Genomic DNA, 18,332 nt, shown 5'->3' on the forward strand with positions numbered 1-18,332 from the left:
CCGGCAACCCGCCCAGCGGCAGCGCCGCTGTGAGCGCTGTCGGTGGGCGGGGGCATGCTGGATACGAACACGCACCACGAAAGGGCTCCACCAGCATGAGCAGCGCAGCAGGACCCCACACCCCCGAAGCCGGGGCGGCCCAGAGCCCGGAACGCGGCCCGCGCGGGCCCGTCGACTCCTCCCGCGTGCCCCGGTTCGCGGGGCCCGCCACTTTCGCCCGCCTCCCCAGGCTGGACGAGGTCGGGGCCGCCGACGTCGCCGTCGTCGGAGTGCCGTTCGACAGCGGGGTGTCCTACCGGCCAGGCGCCCGCTTCGGCGGCAACGCGATCCGCGAGGCGTCCCGGCTGCTGCGCCCGTACAACCCCGCCCAGGAGGCGTCGCCGTTCGCGCTCGCGCAGGTCGCCGACGCCGGTGACATCGCCGCCAACCCGTTCAACATCAACGAGGCGGTCGACACGATCGAGGCGGCGGCCGACGGACTGCTCGCCACCGGCGCCCGCCTGATGACCCTCGGCGGCGACCACACGATCGCGCTGCCCCTGCTGCGCGCCGTCGCCAAGAAGCACGGCCCGGTCGCGCTGCTCCACTTCGACGCGCACCTGGACACCTGGGACACCTACTTCGGCGCCGAGTACACCCACGGCACCCCGTTCCGCCGCGCCGTCGAGGAAGGCATCCTCGACACGGAGGCGCTGTCCCACGTCGGCACACGCGGGCCGCTCTACGGCAAGAAGGACCTGGACGACGACCACCGGATGGGCTTCGGCATCGTCACCTCCGCCGACGTCATGCGGCGCGGCGTGGACGAGGTCGCCGACCAGCTCCGGCAGCGCGTCGGGGACCGCCCGCTGTACATCTCCATCGACATCGACGTGCTCGACCCGGCCCACGCCCCCGGCACCGGCACGCCCGAGGCCGGCGGGCTCACCTCCCGCGAACTGCTCGAAATCCTCCGGGGCCTGGCCTCCTGCCACCTCGTGTCGGCCGACGTGGTCGAAGTCGCCCCGGCGTACGACCACGCGGAGATCACGTCCGTCGCCGCCTCCCACACGGCGTACGAACTGACGACGATCATGTCCCGCCAGATCGCGGAGGTCCGCGCGAAGTGACACACGACCACCACCACGAGATCCCCCGCTACACCCCCGAGCAGACCGCGCGGGCCCTGAACCCGCCCGCCGGACGCAACGGCGGCGACCTCGTCGTGGAGACCCTGCACGGCCTCGGCGCCACCACCGTCTTCGGACTGCCCGGCCAGCACGCGCTGGGCATGTTCGACGCCCTGCGCCGCTCCGACCTGGCCTACGTCGGGCTGCGCGTCGAGAACAACGCCGGATTCGCCGCCGACGCCTACGGCCGCGTCACCGGCGAGGTCGCGCCCCTGCTGCTGTCCACCGGGCCGGGCGCGCTGACCTCGCTCGCCGCGCTTCAGGAGGCCGCGGCGGCGTCCTCGCCCGTGCTCGCGATCTCCAGCCAGATCCCGTCGGCGGGCCTCGGCGGCGGCCGGCACGGCTACCTCCACGAACTGCGCGACCAGCAGGCGTCGTTCCGCGACATCGTCAAGTCCGTCCACCTGGTCCGTACGGCCTCCCAGATCCCGTCCGCGATCGCGGCGGCCTGGGAGTCCGCGCTCACCGCGCCCCACGGACCCGTCTGGGTCGAGATCCCGCAGGACGTCCTCCTCAAGGAGACGACCCTGCCGCTCGTCACCGCCGTCGACGCCACCCCGCGCGAACTGCTGCCGCGCCCGGAGCTGATCGCCGTGGCGGCGCACGCCCTGTCCCACGCGGAGCGCCCCGTGATCATCGCGGGCGGCGGGGTCGTACGGGCGGACGCCGCCGGAAAGCTGCGGGCCCTCGCCGAGAAGCTGGCCGCCCCCGTCGTCACCACCTTCGGTGGCAAGGGCGCGTTCCCCTGGGAGCACCCCCTGTCGCTCCAGTCCTGGCTGGAGGACCGGCACACCACCGACTTCCTTCAGGACGCCGACGTCGTGCTCGTCGTCGGCTCCGGGCTCGGCGAACTGTCCTCCAACTACTACACGTTCCGCCCGCGCGGCCGGCTGATCCAGATCGAGGCCGACCTCGGCAAGCTGGAGTCCAACCTCCCGGCGCTCGGCATCCACGCGGACGCGCGGGAGGCCCTGTCCGCGCTGCTGGAATCCGTCACCGGCCGCGAGGGCGCCGAGTCCGCGCGGGACGAGGTCCGTACGGTGCTGGCGAAGGTACGGACGCGGATCGACGCCCAGGACCTGGCACTGGAACAGCGGGTGCTCGCCTCCGTAAGACAAGCACTGCCCGCCACCTCGCCCAGCTTCTGGGACATGACGATCCTCGCCTACTGGGCCTGGTCCGCCTGGCCGGGCCCGATGCACTCCGGCCAGGGCGCCGGGGGTCTCGGCTACGGCTTCCCGGCGGCCCTGGGCGCGGCGGCGGCCGACCGTACGAAACCAGTCCTGGCCGTCTCCGGCGACGGCGGCGCGATGTACTCGATCGCCGAGCTGGCCACGGCTCGGCAGTACGACCTTCCCGTCACCTGGCTGATCGTGGACGACGGGGGCTACGGCATCCTGCGCGAGTACATGACGGACGCCTTCGGCGAGACCACCGGCACCGAGCTGGCCCGCCCGGACTTCGTCGCGCTCGCCGAGTCCTTCTCGGTGCCCGCCGTCCGTACGACCCCCGAGGCGCTGCGCGAGGACCTGTCCAAGGCACTGGCGGCCCCCGGCCCGTCGGTGGTGGTGCTCCCGGCCCTGCTGAAGCTGTTCGCCCCGACGCACCTGCCGGTGGAGTAACGGGCCCGACGCACGCACCTGCCGCCTGCCGCCTGCCGCCTGCCGCGTGATGGGACCGCGCCGACCCGGTCATCAGACCTACGACCAGTCCTGGTCCCTGCGACGAGCACCTGCGACCAACGGCGGGTATTTGTTGCGGTGGGATGAAATCCGCACGTGGCCGCGTTGATGCCATCCGGCAGGTGGTCCACCGACACAGGTGGTCCACGCAGGGTCCACGGGGGACGCCCACGTACCGCGACGAGCGGCAGGGCAAGCGTGGCAGGGCAAGCGGCAGGGCAACGGGAGGCGGCAACAGTGGCGGCGGAGCGGACAGACCCGGAGCGCGAGAAGCCCGGCGAGAGCACGGCGGGCGAGCCGGGGACGGTCGGCGACCCGCAGGCCGCGGGCGAGCCGCAGACCGCGCGTGAGCCGCAGACGGCGGGCTGGGCCCGCCGTCTCGTCGGCTACGCCTGGCGCTACCGGCGCAACGTGATCCTCGCCCTCGGCTCCTCCCTCGCCGGCATGGCCGTCATGGCCCTCGTCCCGCTGATCACCAAGGTCGTCATCGACGACGTGATCGGCACCGGCACCCGGTCCATCGCCGTCTGGACCAGCCTCCTGATAGCCGCGGCCCTCGTCATCTACGCCATGACCTACATCCGCCGCTACTACGGAGGACGCCTCGCCCTGGACGTCCAGCACGACCTCCGTACGGAGATGTACGGCACCATCGCCGGACTCGACGGCCGCCGCCAGGACGAACTGTCCACCGGACAGGTCATCGGCCGCGCCACCAGCGACCTCCAGCTCATCCAGGGCCTGCTCTTCATGCTGCCGATGACCATCGGCAACGTCCTGCTGTTCATCATCTCCCTCGTCATCATGGCGTGGCTGTCACTGCCCCTGACCCTCGTCGCCGTCGCCGTCGCCCCCGCCCTGTGGTACATCGCCCGCCGCAGCCGCACCCGGCTGCACCCCGCCACCTGGTACGCCCAGTCACAGGCCGCGACCGTCGCGGGAGTGGTCGACGGGTCCGTCTCCGGCGTACGCGTCGTCAAGGGCTTCGGCCAGGAGGCCCAGGAGACCGGCAAACTGCGCGCCGCCGGCCGCAAACTGTTCGCGGGCCGGCTGCGTACGATCAAGCTCAACTCCCGCTACACACCCGCCCTCCAGGCCGTACCGGCCCTCGGACAGGTCGCGATGCTCGCGCTCGGCGGCTGGCTCGCCACCCGCGGCCAGATCACCCTCGGCACGTTCGTCGCCTTCTCCACCTACCTCGCACAGCTCGTCGGCCCCGTCCGGATGCTCGCCATGGTCCTCACCGTCGGCCAGCAGGCCCGCGCCGGCGTCGAGCGGGTCCTCGAACTCATCGACACCCAGCCGTCCATCCAGGACGGCACGAAGGACCTCCCCGCCGACGCCGAGGCATCCGTCGAGTTCGACGACGTGACGTTCTCCTACGGAGACGGCCGCACCGTCCTGAACGGCTTCTCGCTGGAGATCCGCCCCGGCGAGACCGTCGCCGTCGTCGGCTCCTCCGGCAGCGGCAAGTCCACCGTCTCCCTGCTCCTGCCGCGCTTCTACGACGTCTCGCACGGCGCCGTCCTCGTCGGCGGCCACGACGTACGCGAACTGACCCTCGGCTCCCTGCGCGCCGCCATCGGGCTCGTACCGGAAGACAGCTTCCTCTTCTCCGACACCGTCCGCGCCAACATCGCCTACGGCAAACCCGACGCCACCGACGAAGAGATCGAACGCGCCGTCCGCGCAGCCCAGGCCGACCGCTTCATCGCCGAACTGCCCGCCGGCTACGACACCACGGTCGGCGAACAGGGCCTGACCCTCTCCGGCGGCCAGCGCCAGCGCATCGCCCTGGCCCGCGCCATCCTCACCGACCCGCGCCTGCTGCTCCTGGACGACGCCACCTCCGCCGTCGACGCCCGCGTCGAACACGAGATCCACGAAGCGCTGCGCTCGGTGATGGCCGGCCGCACCACCCTGCTCATCGCCCACCGCCGCTCCACCCTCGGACTCGCCGACCGCATCGCCGTACTCGACGAGGGACGCCTCGCCGACATCGGCACCCACGACGAACTCCAGGAACGCTCCGCCCTCTACCGGCGCCTGCTCACCGACCCCGACGAACTCGGCGGCGTGTCCCCCGGCCACACCCCCGCCGTCGTCGCCTCCACGGCCGCCGAGGACGACCGCACCGTCCAGGAGGAGATGGACGCCGAGTTCGACGCCGAACGCGGCATCACCCCCGCCCTGTGGGAACGCGAGGAGACACCCGCCGAGGAATCGGCCGCCCCCGGCGCCACACCCGAACTCCTGGCACAGGTCGAGGCGTTGCCGCCGGCCACCGACGTCCCGTCCATAGACGAGGCCCGCGCCGTCGACGCCGAGTCGTCCTACGGGCTGCGCAGGCTGCTGCGCGGCTTCGGACCGCCCCTGGCGGCCAGCCTCGCCCTCGTCGCCGTCGACGCCGGTATGGGCCTGCTGCTGCCCGTCCTGATCAGACACGGCATCGACAACGGCGTGGAACAGCTCGCGCTCGGCGCGGTGTGGGCCGCGTCCCTGCTGGGACTGGTCGTCGTACTCGTCCAGTGGATCGCCCAGATCGGCGAGACACGGATGACCGGCCGCACCGGCGAACGCGTCCTGTACTCGCTGCGCCTGAAAATCTTCGCGCAGCTCCAGCGGCTCGGACTCGACTACTACGAGCGCGAGTTGACCGGCCGCATCATGACCCGCATGACGACCGACGTCGACGCGCTGTCCACCTTCCTCCAGACCGGACTCGTCACGGCCTTCGTCTCCGTCGTCACCTTCTTCGGCATCCTCGTCGTGCTGCTCGTCATCGATCTGGAGCTGGCACTGGTGGTCTTCGCGACCCTGCCCGTGCTGATCGTCGGCACCGTCTTCTTCCGGCGCAAGAGCGTCAAGGCGTACGAGCTGGCGCGCGAACGGATCAGCGTCGTCAACGCCGACCTCCAGGAGTCGGTGTCCGGGCTGCGTATCGTCCAGGCGTTCGGGCGGGAGAAGGACGGGGCGCGGCGGTTCGCGGGCCGCAGCGACCACTACCGGCAGGCGCGGGTACGCGGCCAGTGGCTGATCTCCGTCTACTTCCCGTTCGTCCAACTGCTGTCCTCGGTGGCCGCCGCGGCCGTGCTGATCGTCGGCGCGGGGCGGGTGGAGGCGGGCACGCTGACGACCGGCGCGCTCGTCGCGTATCTGCTGTACATCGAGCTGTTCTTCGCGCCCGTGCAGCAGTTGTCACAGGTCTTCGACGGCTACCAGCAGGCCACGGTCTCGCTGGGGCGCATCCAGGAGCTGCTGCGCGAGCCGACGTCCACGGCGCAGGCGGCCGCACCGCTGGACGTGCCGGCGCTGCGGGGCGAGATCGCCTTCGAGGACGTGCACTTCGCGTACGGGACCCTGGAGGGCGCCGGCGGCCTGGCGGAGGGCGGCGGCGCGGGCGCCCCGGACGGAGCCGTCGTCCTGACGAAGGCCCCGGTCCTGACGAAGACCCCGGTGCAGGAGGCGACCGCCCTCATGGGCATCAACCTCCGTATACCGGCGGGCCAGACGGTCGCCTTCGTGGGTGAGACGGGCGCGGGCAAGTCCACGCTCGTCAAGCTCGTCGCGCGCTTCTACGACCCCACGTCCGGGCGCGTCACGGCGGACGGCACCGACCTGCGCGACCTGGACATGACCGCGTACCGGCACCGGCTCGGCGTCGTACCCCAGGAGGCGTATCTCTTCGCCGGTACGGTGCGCGACGCCATCGCCTACGGGCGGCCGGGGGCCACCGACGCCGAGGTGGAGGCGGCGGCCCGCGCGGTCGGCGCGCACGAGATGATCGCCACGCTGGACGGCGGCTATCTGCACGAGGTCGCCGAGCGGGGCCGTAACCTCTCCGCCGGACAACGGCAGTTGATCGCGCTGGCCCGCGCGGAACTGGTCGACCCGGACGTCCTGCTCCTGGACGAGGCGACCGCCGCGCTCGACCTCGCCTCCGAAGCCCTCGTCAACCAGGCGACGGACCGGCTGTCGGGGCGGCGCACGACACTGGTCGTCGCGCACCGGCTCACGACGGCGGCGCGCGCGGACCGGGTGGTCGTGCTGGACCACGGCCGGGTCGTGGAGGACGGTACGCACGGGGAGTTGCTGGCGCTCGACGGCTCGTACGCGCGGCTGTGGCGCAGCTTCATCGGCGAGGCCGAGGCCGAGGCCGGGGGCGGGGCCGGGGGGAAGCCGGAGGGGGAGCCCGACGAGGAGCGCGCCACCGTCGCGGGAGCGTGAGAACTCCTGCCGAGCGACGAGTTCGCCGCCTCGTGGATGGCCCGGCGGATGCCCCGGTGGGTGTCCCGTCGAATGCCCACCGGAGGTGCCGTCAGGAGGCGCGTTGCGCGGGCGCCATCCGGGTATGACGACCTCGCGGGGCTGGCGGCGCGGGCACCTCCCCGGCTAGGTTCACGGCGTCTGTCATGAACACAGGGAGTGTGAATGCGCAAGGCGCTGAGATGGCTGCTGTCGCTCGTGCTGCTCGTCGGCACGCTGGGCGCGGCCGGTGCGGCAACAGCCGCCGAGGGGAACGCGGGATCCGCGGCCCCCGACATCAAGGACCGGATCCTCGCCATCCCGGGGATGAGCCTGATCGAGGAGAAGCCCTACCCCGGTTACCGATACTTCGTCCTCAACTACACCCAGCCCGTCGACCACGATCGACCGTCGAAGGGCACCTTCAAGCAGCGCCTCACGCTGCTGCACAAGGACACCAGCCGTCCCACCGTGTTCTTCACGAGCGGGTACGGCGTGTCCACCAACCCGAGCCGCAGCGAGCCGACCCGGATCATCGACGGCAACCAGGTCTCGCTCGAGTACCGCTTCTTCACACCGTCCCGGCCCGATCCGGCCGACTGGTCGACGCTCGACTACGAGCAGGCCGCGGCCGACCAGCACCGGATCTTCAGTGCGCTGAAGAAGATCTACCCGGAGAAGTGGCTCGCCACCGGTGGCTCGAAGGGCGGCATGACCGCCACGTACTACGAGCGCTTCCACCCGCGCGACATGGACGGCATCGTCGCGTACGTCGCCCCCAACGACGTGGTGAACAAGGAGGATTCCGCCTACGACCGCTTCTTCGAGCAGGTCGGTACCGCGGAGTGCCGCGCCAAGCTCAACGCCGTGCAGCGCGAGGCGCTGATCAGGCGTGAGCCACTGGAGAAGATGTACGAGACGTGGGCCGCGGCGGAAGGCGCGACGTTCACCACCGTCGGCTCGCTCGACAAGGCGTACGAGGCCGTGGTGCTCGACTTCGTCTGGGCCTTCTGGCAGTACAGCCTGGAAGCCGACTGCGCGGACATCCCGCCGGCCACCGCGTCGGACGAGGAGATCTACAACATCATCGACGCGATCTCCGGCTTCTCCTTCTACACCGACCAGGGCCTGTCCGGATACACGCCGTACTACTACCAGGCCGGCACCGAACTGGGCGCGCCCTCCATCAAACAGCCGCATCTGGGCAACCTGAGCCGCTACGGCTACCAGCCGCCGCGGAACTTCGTCCCGAGGGACATCCCCATGAAGTTCAGGCCGTGGGAGATGCCGTCCGTCGACAACTGGGTCCGCAAGAACGCGAACCAGATGATGTTCGTCTACGGCGAGAACGACCCGTGGGGCGCCGAACGCTTCCGCCCCGGCCGCGGCACGCACGACACCCACGTCTACACCGCGCCGGGCGCCAACCACGGTGCCAACGTCGCCGGTCTCGTGGCCGACGAGCGGGCGCAGGCCACGGCCCGGATCCTCGACTGGGCGGATGTCACACCGGCCACGGTGGAGCAGGACGCCGCCAAGGCGAAGCCGCTGGCCGCGTACGACGCGAAGCTCGACAAGCAGGACCTGGAGCGGATGCCGACGCTGCGTCCGTAGCCCGCGAGCACGGGACCGCCACCGGCGCAAACAAGGGGGGGCGCACCGGTGGCGGTGTGCTGCCCGGCCGCAGGCGGCCTGGAGAGGGGAGTCAGCGATCGTAGCCAGTGATTACGAGGGCCGACACCGCGCTGCGGAAAGCCGACGGGAGCACATGTTTTAAAGGACGGACGACCGGGGCGGGAGGTTCCCGGGAAGCGAAGATTCCGCCCATTTCCCAAAAAAGCCGCGGCAAGCCCAGAGCCACACACGGGTGGGGGCGGGGGTGGGGGTGAGTTGGGGCTCGAGGCCGCAGGGGGGTGGGGCCCCTCCCCCTCCCCCTCCCCCCAACCCCGCCCCCGTTCTAGGCCCGTTCCGCGTCGGGCCAGTGCCGCAGCAGCGTCTCCACCGCCGCCGTGACGGCGGGGCGGCGTGCCGCGCCCGTGCGCCACAGGGCGTACAGCCGCCGCATCGGCACCGGCTCCAGCGCGACCGCGCGCACCCCGACCGGCAGTGGTCCACGCCCCAGCCTCGGGATCATCGCGATGCCCAGACCGGCCGCCACCAGCGCGAGTTGAGTGTGGTTCTCCTCGGCCTGATGAGCGATGTGCGGCTCGTAGCCGGCCGCGCGCAGGGTACGCGTCAGCCAGTCGTGGCACACCGTGCCCGGTGGCTGGGTGATCCACCGCTCGTCCGCCAGATCCTCCCGCCGCACGGCGGCCCGCGCGGCCAGCGGATGTTCCTCCGGTACGAGAACGTCGCACGCGTCGTCCCCGATGACCGCCTGCTCGACCCCGTCGGGTGCGGGCAGCGGCGCGATGTCCCAGTCGTGCGCGACGGCCAGATCGAGCATGCCCCGAGCCACCAGATCGACGGACAGGTGCGGGTCGACCTCCTGGAGCCGTACGTCGAGTCCCGGGTGGCGCCGGGCCAGTTCGGCCAGGACGCCGGGAAGCAGACCGCGTGCGGCGGACGCGAAGGCCCCGACGGTGAGCCGGCCGGTCGGCCGCCCCCTGCGCTCCTCCAGAGTGGTCTCGGCGCGCTCGACTATCGCGAGCAACTCCTGGGCGGTGGCGGCCAGGTGACGCGCCTCCTCGGTGAGCGCGACGCCCCGCCCCCGCCGTTCCAGCAAGGTCGTACGGGTCTCCCGCTCCAACTTGGTGATCTGCTGCGACACGGCCGACGAGGTGTACCCGAGCGCGGAGGCCGCCGCCGCGACCGACCCGTGGACGGAGACGGCGTGCAGGGCGCGGAGCCGGCCCAGATCAAGCATGTTCACTCCTCGGCGCCACCGCTGCGACGGCGCTTATCAGTAAGCAGTGCTCAATCGAACCATGAAGATATTCGTGCTGGTGCTACATGGTCAGAGTCGGTGATCCTCGCCGTATGCGTACCGCACACAAGGCTCTCGCCGTTCTGGTCGCCGCCGTCTGGGGACTGAACTTCGTCGTTGTCGAGGTGGGCCTCGACCACTTTCCGCCACTGTTCTTCTCCGCCCTTCGTTTTCTCGCCGCGGCTCTGCCCGCGGTCTTCTTCGTGGGCCGCCCCAAGGTCGCCTGGAAATGGGTGGTCGGCGTCGGGCTGATACTCGGCGTCGCCAAGTTCGGTCTGCTGTTCGTCGGGATGGACCAGGGCATGTCCGCCGGGCTGTCCTCTCTCGTCCTCCAGGTCCAGGCGGTGTTCACGGCGGTCTTCGCCGCGATCGTTCTCGGCGAACGGCCCGGTCGTGTGCGGCTGTCGGGCATGGCCGTCGCGCTGGCCGGCATCGCCGTCGCGGCGGTGGACGAAGGGACTTCGGGCCCCTTGGCGGCCTTCGCCCTGGTCGTCGGCGCCGCCGTCTGCTGGGGTGCCTCCAACGTGGTGACCCGAAAGGCATCCCCGCCGGACGCGCTGAACTTCATGGTCTGGGTGTCCGTCGTCCCCGTCCTGCCCCTGCTGGCCCTTTCCCTGCTGATCGAAGGCCCGGACGCGGGCCTCACCGCCCTGCGCGCGCTCGACCTCACCGGCGTAGGCACCGTCTTCTACGTCGCGTGGATCACGACCCTCTTCGGCTTCGGCGCCTGGGGTTTCCTGCTCCGCCGCTACCCGGCCTCGTCGGTGGCGCCGTTCTCCCTTCTGGTTCCCGTGTTCGGCATGTCCTCGGCCGCGCTGCTGCTGGACGAGCACATCACCCCTCTCCGCTGGTGCGCGGCTGCCTTGCTGGTGGGCGGTGTCGGGCTGACCTCCCTGGGCCGTGAGGGAGGCGGCCGGGCAGCCGTACCCCCCTCCCCGCCGGCTGTCGGGCAGGCGGCTAACCTCCTCGCCCATGACCACAGATGAAGCCTCTTATCTCCGCGACACCCGGTCCGGCTACGACGCCATCGCCGTCGACTACGCCGAGCTCAGCAAGCCCCACCCGGAGGCCGACCCGCTGGGTCGCGCCATGCTCGGCACCTTCGCCGAGTACGTACGGGCCGACGGTGCCGGTCCCGTCGTCGAGGTCGGCAGTGGACCCGGCCAGATGACCGACCACCTGCGCACACTCGGCCTCGACATCTCCGGCATCGACTTGTCGCCCGTGATGGTCGCGATGGCCGGCCGGACCTACCCGGACCTGCGGTTCGTGGAAGGATCGATGACCGATCTGGATCTGCCGGACGGATCTCTCGGCGGCCTCGTCGCCTGGTACTCGATCATTCACATCGTCCCGGAGCAACTGCCCCACGTCTTCGCGCAGTTCCACCGGGTCCTGGCCCCCGGTGGCCGGCTGCTGCTCGCCTTCCAGGTCGGCGACGAACCCCGGCACTACGACGAGGCGTTCGGCCACCGCGTCTGTCTCGACTTCCACAGGCTGTCCCCCGACCGGGTCACCGAGCTGCTGGAGCGGGCCGGTTTCCAGCCGACCGCCCAACTCCTGCGCGAGCCCTACGACGCGGAGCCGACCCCCCACGCCTGCGTCCTGGCCCGCAAGCCCCCACTCCCACTCCCTGAGCAGTCCTGACCCTCCAAACTTCCCCCGGCCTTCGGTCAGTGCCCCCGTGCCAGCAGCGCCTCCAGATACTCGCGGCCCGGGATCAGCAGGTCGGGGAGGTCCGCCGCATCCGGATACCAGCGCTTCTCGTACTCCCAGGAGAGCCACCCGTCGTCCCCGTCACCGGCGAACAGGCTGACGCACTCGCCCAACGGCAGCACTCCCGCACCAAGTGCCAACGGCGTGGTGTCCTGCGCCGACGCGACGTCCTTGACCTGTACGTAACCGAGGTAGGGCGACAGCGACGCGTGGCTGGTGACCGGGCGTTCCCCGCCGAGCCAGGGGTGCACCACGTCCCAGATCGCACCCACCTGCTTGTGGCCGACAAGACCGAGGACCCGGGTCACATCGGCGCCCGTGCGATGGGAGTCGTGCGTCTCCAGCAGGATCCGCACCCGCGACTCCGCGGCGAGGGGTGCCGCCGCGGCCAGTCGACGGGCGGCCGTCGCGTCGGCGGCCTCGGGGTCCTGGTCGCCGCCGCCGGGGAAGACCCGTACGTACGACGCACCCAAGTCGCGTGCCAGCCAGATCAGTTCGTCCAGCTCCTGGCTGAGCTGTTCCTCGTCACCGCCTTCGGCGGCCACCCGCACATAGCCCGCGACCGTCAGGATCTCCACCCCGTGGCGCTTGAACTCGTCCACCACGGCGGCCCGTTCCCGCGCACCGATACCGGGGTGCACGGGCTCCTCCGGATGGGCGCGCAACTCCACACCCTGGTAGCCGGCCCCACTGGCGAGGGCGGCGACCTCCGGGATGGGGAGGCCGGGGACACCGAGGGTCGAGAAGGCGAATTTCACTCCATGTTTCCTTTCACGAGGGTGAGTCCACGACGGACTCGTCAACAAGCGGGAGCCGCCAGTCCTGGCCGACCAGGTCCGCCCCGTAGGAACGGTGCGGCTTCTCGGCGACGAGGGTGAATCCCGCCCGCACATACAGCTTCCGGGCAGCGCTCAGCACGTCGTTGGTCCACAGCACCACCTCCCGATACCCCGCATCGCGGGCGAAATCCACTACCGCCTCGACCATTCGCTCGCCCAGGCCGTGCCCACGTGCCTCCGGCTCGACGAGGAGCAGGCGCAGCCGCGCGGTGCCGGGCGCCTCGTCCCGTACACACATCACCGAGCCCACCGGCCGCCCGTCGAGCTCGGCTATCCACACCCGCTCCAGCCGCTCGTCATGATCCGCGGCGAAGTCGGCGACGATCCTGGCGACAAGGCCCTCGAAGCGGGCGTCCCACCCGTACTCCGCCGCGTACACCGCGCCGTGCCGCTGCACCATCCAGCCCAGATCGCCCGGGAGTGGGCCCCGCAGCACAGGGCCGTCGCGGCGGGCGGCCCGTCGGCCGTCGGCGGACGCCTCGCCCGCGCTCAGTATTTCCCTGGCCGTCCGCAACGCCTCCACGAGGCGCGGGCGATCATCCGGCTCGACCCGGTCCAGCAGAGTCCCGACCGCGTCACGCGACCGCTCGTCGAGCAGCGCGGCGGTCCCGCGCCCCTGCCGTGTCAAGGTGATCCGCTGCCGCCGGGCGTCCTGCTCGGACGGGGCGCGCTCCACCAGTCCGTCCCGCTCGAACTTGGTGAGCATCCGGCTCAGATAGCCCGCGTCCAGCGACAGCTCGGCACGCAGCTCGGCCGCGTCCGTGCGCGGCGTGTGCGCGAGTTCGTAGAGCAGCCGTGACTCCGTCAGCGTGTACGGCGTGTAGAGGTGCTTGCTGTAATTCAGCGCGCCGATGAGGTTGGTGTAGAAGCGGTTGAACGCGCGGATTTCTTGAATCGTCATGGCCCCCAGACCCCCTTCGCTCATCCAGTTTTTTCCTTGACTGAGTCAACGGTACGTCGGGGTCGCCAAGATCGGCAAGACACTCGATCGGGTGAACCCAGGCCCCGGCCCGCCCCGGCCCCACCCCGACCGACCTTGGCCCCATCTCGCCCCCCGCCCACCCTCAGCCCCGCGGCGGCGCCGTCGAAGCCCGCGCCATCAACTCCGCGGCGATCGTCGTGATCCCGCCGGGCGGCGGCGCCTCCGTGCCCATCGCGAGCCGCCCGGCCCGTGCCCCCGCCTCGTACAGGGGCAGCCGCACCGTCGTCAGCGCCGGCACCGCGTCGACCGAGAACGGCAGGTCGTCGAAGCCCGCGACCGAGATGTCCTGCGGGATACGCAGCCCCTGGTCACGTACCGCCGCGCAGGCGCCCAGCGCCACCGTGTCGTTCGCGGCGACCACCGCCGTCAGGTCCGGCGAGCGCCGCAGCAGCTCCAGCGTCGCCTCGTAGCCCGAGCGCCGGTCGTAGGGGCCGTGCACCGTCAGCGGGCCCTGGTCGTCCGTCAGTCCCGCGGCGGTCAGCGCCGACCGGTGGCCCTCCAGCCGGTGCCGGGTGGTGGTGCGCTCCGCCGGGCCCGCGACGTATCCGATCCTGCGGTGCCCCAGCGCCAGCAGGTGCTCGGTGAGCCGCCGCCCGCCACCCCGGTTGTCGAAGGCCAGCGACGCGACGACCGCGCTGCTGCCCGGCAGCGGAGGCCGCCCGCACAGCACGACATGCGTCCCCGCGTCGGCGAGTTTGGTCAGCTTGGCCGACATCGCCGCGATATGAGTGGGGTCTTCGAGGGCCCCGCCGGTGAGGATCACGGCGGCGGCCCGCTGGCGCTGGAGGAGGGTGAGATAGGTCAGTTCCCGTTCGGGGGAGCCGCCGGTGTTGCAGACGACGGCGAGTTTCTCGCCGCCGGCCCGGCCGGTGCCCTCCTGGCCGCCGATCTCGGTCTGCGCGGCCCCGGCCATGATCCCGAAGAACGGGTCGGCGATGTCGTTGACCAGGATCCCGACCAGGTCGGACGTGGCGGCGGCGAGCGAACTGGCCGGTCCGTTCAGCACGTAGTCCAGCTCGTCCACCGCCCGCAGTACCCGCTCCCTGGTGGACGCGGCCACCGGGTAGTTGCCGTTCAGCACGCGGGAAACGGTGGCGGGCGACACCCGGGCACGGGCCGCCACATCGGCCAGGGTGACTGTCATCGGCGGTTCCTCCGGAAGGTGGGTGTTGCCGTGGATCGGCGCCGGACTCTTGTCCGGTCGCTTTCGGCAGGCTAGCTTCATACCCTATAGAAAGCGCTTGCTACGGCCGTATGGAGGGAACTTCGTGACACGCAGGACAGTGCGGATCGCCATGAACGGCGTCACGGGGCGGATGGGGTACCGGCAGCACCTGGTGCGTTCCATCCTCGCGATCCGCGAAGAGGGCGGCCTGGACCTCGGCGACGGAGAGGTGCTGTGGCCCGAGCCCGTCCTCGTCGGCCGCCGTGAACACGCCCTCAGGGAAGTCGCGGAGCGACACGGCCTCACGGAGTGGTCCACCGACCTGGACACCGTCCTCGCCGACGACACCGTCGACATCTACTTCGACGCGCAGGTCACCTCCGCGCGGGTCGAAGCCATCAAGAAAGCCGTTGCCGCCGGGAAGCACATCTACACGGAGAAGCCGACGGCGACCGACCTCGAAGGCGCGCTCGACCTGGCCCGCCTCGCCCAGAGCGCCGGCATCAAGCACGGCGTCGTCCAGGACAAGATCTTCCTTCCCGGCCTGCTGAAACTGAAGCGCCTCATCGACGGCGGCTTCTTCGGCGACATCCTCTCCGTACGAGGCGAGTTCGGCTACTGGGTCTTCGAAGGCGACTGGCAGGAGTCGCAGCGCCCGTCCTGGAACTACCGCACCGAGGACGGCGGCGGCATCACCGTCGACATGTTCCCGCACTGGGAGTACGTCCTGCACGAGCTGTTCGGCAAGGTCAACTCCGTCTCGGCGCACGTCACCACACATATCCCGCGCCGCTGGGACGAGCAGGGCAAGCCGTACGCGGCCACCGCCGACGACTCCGCCTACGGGATCTTCGAGCTCGAGGGTGGCATCGTCGCGCAGATCAACTCCTCCTGGGCGGTACGGGTCAACCGCGACGAACTCGTGGAGTTCCAGGTCGACGGCACCCACGGCTCGGCCGTCGCCGGGCTGCGCCGCTGCCGCGTCCAGCACCGCAGTGCCACCCCCAAGCCCGTCTGGAACCCGGATCTGGCCGCCACCGAGTCCTTCCGTGACCAGTGGCAGGAGATCCCGGACAACACCGAGTTCGACAACGGCTTCAAGGCGCAGTGGGAACTCTTCCTGCGTCACGTCACACTCGGCGAGCCCTACCGCTGGGACCTGCTCGCCGGCGCGCGCGGCGTACAGCTCGCGGAGCTCGGGCTCAAGTCCTCGGCGCAGGGACGGCGTTTCGACGTACCGGAGCTCTCACTGTGACGACCCGAACCACATCCGCCACGGAGTCCGGCCCGCCCTCCGTAAGGAGGCCGGGGCAGGGGCTGCGGCTCCCGGACGCGGACGGCCGACTGCGTACCTACCAGCCGCGCCGCGAACCGGCCGCCTTCACCACCAAGGGCGCCGCCGACGCGCCTCTCGCCTCCCGTACGGTCTTCTCCGCCGCCCACGTCGTGGCCGACCCGTACGCCGACAGCAGCCCCGGAGCGCCGGTCGTCGTCGACTGGGACACCACGCTCGCCTTCCGCCGCCACCTGTGGTCGCACGGCCTCGGGGTCGCGGAGGCCATGGACACCGCGCAGCGCGGCATGGGCCTGGACTGGGCGGGAGCGGCCGAGCTGATCCGCCGTTCGGCGGCGGAGGCGCGGTCCACCGGCGGCCGGATCGCGTGCGGGGTCGGCACCGACCAACTCCCGCCCGGAGCGCACTCCCTGGGCGTCGTGCGGGCGGCGTACGAGGAACAGCTCGCCCTCGTCGAGGAGACCGGCTCCCAGGCCATCCTCATGGCCTCACGCGCGCTCGCCGCCGCGGCAGAGGGCCCCGAGGACTATCTGAGCCTCTACGCCCATCTGCTGCGGCAGGCGCGCGAACCCGTGGTGCTGCACTGGCTCGGCCCGATGTTCGACCCGGCGCTGGAAGGCTACTGGGGCAGCGCGGACCTCGACGCGGCCACCGAGACATTCCTGGAGGTCATCTCCGAACACCCGGACAAGATCGACGGGATCAAGGTCTCGCTGCTGGACGCGCGTCGCGAGGTCGAGCTGCGCCGGCGTCTCCCGCAGGGCGTGCGCTGCTACACGGGCGACGACTTCAACTACCCCGAGCTGATCGCGGGCGACGAACGCGGCTTCAGCCACGCGCTGCTGGGCATCTTCGACCCACTGGGGCCGGTGGCCGCCGAGGCCGTACGCGTCCTGGACACGGGTGACGCGAAGGGCTTCCGGGAACTCCTCGACCCCACGGTCGAGTTGTCGCGCCATCTCTTCCAGGCGCCCACGCGCTTCTACAAGACGGGCGTCGTGTTCCTGGCCTGGCTGGCCGGGCATCAGGACCACTTCGCCATGGTCGGCGGCCTTCAGTCGGCCCGTTCGCTGCCGCATCTCGCGCGGGCGTACGAACTGGCCGACGGGCTGGGCCTGTTCCCGGACCCGGCGCTGGCCGAAGCCCGGATGAAGTCCCTGCTCGGCGTGTACGGAGTGGACCAGTGACGGACGTGAACGAGGCGACCGACGTGACAGAAGCGGCCTACGAGATCGACCCGACCGACGCGGGCGCGGCCCGACCGCCGGGCGACCTCAGCCGTTTCAGCATCAACCAGATGACGGTCAAACAGCTCACCCTCCCCGAACTCACCGAGGCGTGCGTACGGCTCGGTGTGCCGGGCGTGGGGCTGTGGCGGGAGCCGGTGCAGGCGTACGGCACCGAGGCCGCCGCCAAGCTCGTACACGACGCCGGACTCGCCGTCACCACCCTGTGCCGCGGCGGCTTCCTCACGGCGAGCGATCCCGCGGACCGGGCCGCCGCCCTGGACGACAACCGCGCGGCGATCGACGAGGCCGTGACCCTGGGCACCGACACGCTGGTCCTGGTGTCGGGCGGGCTGCCGCCCGGCAGCCGTGATCTGCCCGCGGCACGTGAACGCGTCGCGGACGCGCTCGCGGTCCTGGCGCCGTACGCCGGGGAGCGCGGGATTCGGCTGGCGATCGAACCGCTGCACCCCATGTACGCCTCCGACCGCTGTGTCGTCTCCACGCTGGACCAGGCGCTGGATCTCGCGGAGCGCTTCCCCGCCGAGCAGGTCGGTGTCGTCGTGGACACCTACCACCTCTGGTGGGACGACCGGGCTCCGGCGGCGATCGCCAGGGCGGCGGAGCGGATCCACTCCTTCCAACTGGCCGACTGGACGACCCCGTTGCCCGCCGGGGTGCTGAACGGCCGCGGTCTGATCGGTGACGGCGTCATCGATCTGCGGGCATGGCGCGAACGGGTCGACGCGGCCGGGTACGACGGGCCGATCGAGGTCGAACTCTTCAACGACACGCTGTGGGTGCGCGACGGCGCGGAGTTGTTGGCCGACGTCGCGCGGCGGTATGTGAGGCATGCGTTGTAAGGGACGCCCCTCTGTCCCGACGAAGCCGTCCTCATAGGCAAATAGATGCGTCTGTCATCTTCTGTCATCGTTTCTGATGGCAGAGAAAATAACTGCCCGCAACCGTGCAACCCTTTCGCGGTGACGGCGGTCGTACAGGGCATCAAGGCTTCCGGGGAGGGGTCCGGGGGGATCGGGAAGCTTTGTTCGGAGGGGGGAGCGCGTGGGGCCCGGTCCGGTGGACCG

The 18,332-nt window shown here is 71.1% G+C and carries 13 protein-coding genes; 9 read left to right on the forward strand and 4 right to left on the reverse strand.

Features of this window, described 5'->3' with window-relative positions; all coding sequences use genetic code 11:
* The first annotated feature begins 95 nt into the window (after positions 1-95).
* The 4 genes from speB (at position 96) to OG329_RS28340 (ending at position 8,710) form a co-directional block, all read left to right on the forward strand.
* Positions 96-1,109, forward strand: a complete 1,014-nt coding sequence (speB, locus tag OG329_RS28325; protein ID WP_405799166.1) for an agmatinase — start codon at positions 96-98, stop codon at positions 1,107-1,109.
* A complete protein-coding gene (locus OG329_RS28330) occupies positions 1,106-2,791 on the forward strand; it encodes a thiamine pyrophosphate-binding protein (RefSeq protein WP_405799167.1) in 1,686 nt (561 codons plus the stop codon). The genes speB and OG329_RS28330 overlap by 4 nt, the downstream gene beginning before the upstream one ends.
* A gap of 297 nt (positions 2,792-3,088) precedes the next feature.
* Positions 3,089-7,078: an ABC transporter ATP-binding protein gene (locus OG329_RS28335; RefSeq protein WP_405799169.1), complete on the forward strand. Its 3,990-nt coding sequence runs from the start codon at positions 3,089-3,091 to the stop codon at positions 7,076-7,078.
* Positions 7,079-7,282: 204 nt separating this feature from the next.
* The gene (locus tag OG329_RS28340) at positions 7,283-8,710 is read left to right on the forward strand and encodes an aminopeptidase (RefSeq protein ID WP_405799171.1); all 1,428 of its coding nucleotides are present in this window, start codon (positions 7,283-7,285) and stop codon (positions 8,708-8,710) included.
* Between the two features lie 343 nt (positions 8,711-9,053).
* Here OG329_RS28340 and OG329_RS28345 read toward each other — a convergent pair whose 3' ends face one another.
* On the reverse strand, positions 9,054-9,962 hold the full coding sequence (locus OG329_RS28345; RefSeq protein WP_405799173.1) for a LysR substrate-binding domain-containing protein: 909 nt from the start codon (positions 9,960-9,962) through the stop codon (positions 9,054-9,056).
* Between the two features lie 113 nt (positions 9,963-10,075).
* Here OG329_RS28345 and OG329_RS28350 point away from each other — a divergent pair, with 113 nt between their 5' ends.
* Both OG329_RS28350 and OG329_RS28355 read left to right on the forward strand, forming a co-directional pair.
* Positions 10,076-11,008: an EamA family transporter gene (locus tag OG329_RS28350; protein WP_405799174.1), complete on the forward strand. Its 933-nt coding sequence runs from the start codon at positions 10,076-10,078 to the stop codon at positions 11,006-11,008.
* Positions 10,995-11,669, forward strand: coding sequence for a class I SAM-dependent DNA methyltransferase (locus OG329_RS28355; protein ID WP_405799175.1), 675 nt, complete (start codon positions 10,995-10,997; stop codon positions 11,667-11,669). The genes OG329_RS28350 and OG329_RS28355 overlap by 14 nt, the downstream gene beginning before the upstream one ends.
* Positions 11,670-11,695: 26 nt before the next feature.
* On the opposite strand, the gene OG329_RS28360 is transcribed toward OG329_RS28355, so the two are convergent.
* The 3 genes from OG329_RS28360 to OG329_RS28370 form a co-directional block, all read right to left on the reverse strand.
* Positions 11,696-12,496 (reverse strand): sugar phosphate isomerase/epimerase family protein, encoded by an 801-nt coding sequence (locus tag OG329_RS28360; RefSeq protein ID WP_405799177.1) that lies wholly within the window; start codon positions 12,494-12,496, stop codon positions 11,696-11,698.
* A 13-nt stretch (positions 12,497-12,509) separates the two neighbouring features.
* The gene (locus OG329_RS28365) at positions 12,510-13,478 is read right to left on the reverse strand and encodes a GNAT family N-acetyltransferase (protein ID WP_405799178.1); all 969 of its coding nucleotides are present in this window, start codon (positions 13,476-13,478) and stop codon (positions 12,510-12,512) included.
* Between the two features lie 163 nt (positions 13,479-13,641).
* Positions 13,642-14,703 carry a LacI family DNA-binding transcriptional regulator gene (locus tag OG329_RS28370; protein ID WP_405799180.1) on the reverse strand — a complete coding sequence of 354 codons (1,062 nt, stop codon included), beginning with the start codon at positions 14,701-14,703 and terminating at the stop codon, positions 13,642-13,644.
* A gap of 124 nt (positions 14,704-14,827) precedes the next feature.
* Between OG329_RS28370 and OG329_RS28375 the strand changes: the two genes are divergently transcribed.
* The 3 genes from OG329_RS28375 to OG329_RS28385 all read left to right on the forward strand — a co-directional run bounded on the left by OG329_RS28375 (position 14,828) and on the right by OG329_RS28385 (position 18,107).
* Positions 14,828-15,979 (forward strand): Gfo/Idh/MocA family protein, encoded by a 1,152-nt coding sequence (locus OG329_RS28375; protein WP_405799182.1) that lies wholly within the window; start codon positions 14,828-14,830, stop codon positions 15,977-15,979.
* Between the two features lie 62 nt (positions 15,980-16,041).
* Positions 16,042-17,205: a dihydrodipicolinate synthase family protein gene (locus OG329_RS28380; RefSeq protein ID WP_405802068.1), complete on the forward strand. Its 1,164-nt coding sequence runs from the start codon at positions 16,042-16,044 to the stop codon at positions 17,203-17,205.
* A 110-nt stretch (positions 17,206-17,315) separates the two neighbouring features.
* Positions 17,316-18,107, forward strand: coding sequence for a sugar phosphate isomerase/epimerase family protein (locus tag OG329_RS28385; protein ID WP_405802070.1), 792 nt, complete (start codon positions 17,316-17,318; stop codon positions 18,105-18,107).
* Positions 18,108-18,332: the final 225 nt, after the last annotated feature.

This window comes from Streptomyces sp. NBC_01506 (genome assembly GCF_045040295.1).
In the GTDB taxonomy this organism is placed as follows: domain Bacteria; phylum Actinomycetota; class Actinomycetes; order Streptomycetales; family Streptomycetaceae; genus Streptomyces.

Coding starts and splice junctions, on each gene's coding strand:
- OG329_RS28355 (WP_405799175.1), top strand. CDS start 10,995: ATGACCACAGATGAAGCCTCTTATCTCCGCGACACCCGGTCCGGCTAC.
- OG329_RS28370 (WP_405799180.1), bottom strand. CDS start 14,703: ATGACAGTCACCCTGGCCGATGTGGCGGCCCGTGCCCGGGTGTCGCCC.
- OG329_RS28350 (WP_405799174.1), top strand. CDS start 10,076: ATGCGTACCGCACACAAGGCTCTCGCCGTTCTGGTCGCCGCCGTCTGG.
- OG329_RS28365 (WP_405799178.1), bottom strand. CDS start 13,478: ATGACGATTCAAGAAATCCGCGCGTTCAACCGCTTCTACACCAACCTC.
- OG329_RS28385 (WP_405802070.1), top strand. CDS start 17,316: ATGACGGTCAAACAGCTCACCCTCCCCGAACTCACCGAGGCGTGCGTA.
- OG329_RS28345 (WP_405799173.1), bottom strand. CDS start 9,962: ATGCTTGATCTGGGCCGGCTCCGCGCCCTGCACGCCGTCTCCGTCCAC.
- OG329_RS28340 (WP_405799171.1), top strand. CDS start 7,283: ATGCGCAAGGCGCTGAGATGGCTGCTGTCGCTCGTGCTGCTCGTCGGC.
- speB (WP_405799166.1), top strand. CDS start 96: ATGAGCAGCGCAGCAGGACCCCACACCCCCGAAGCCGGGGCGGCCCAG.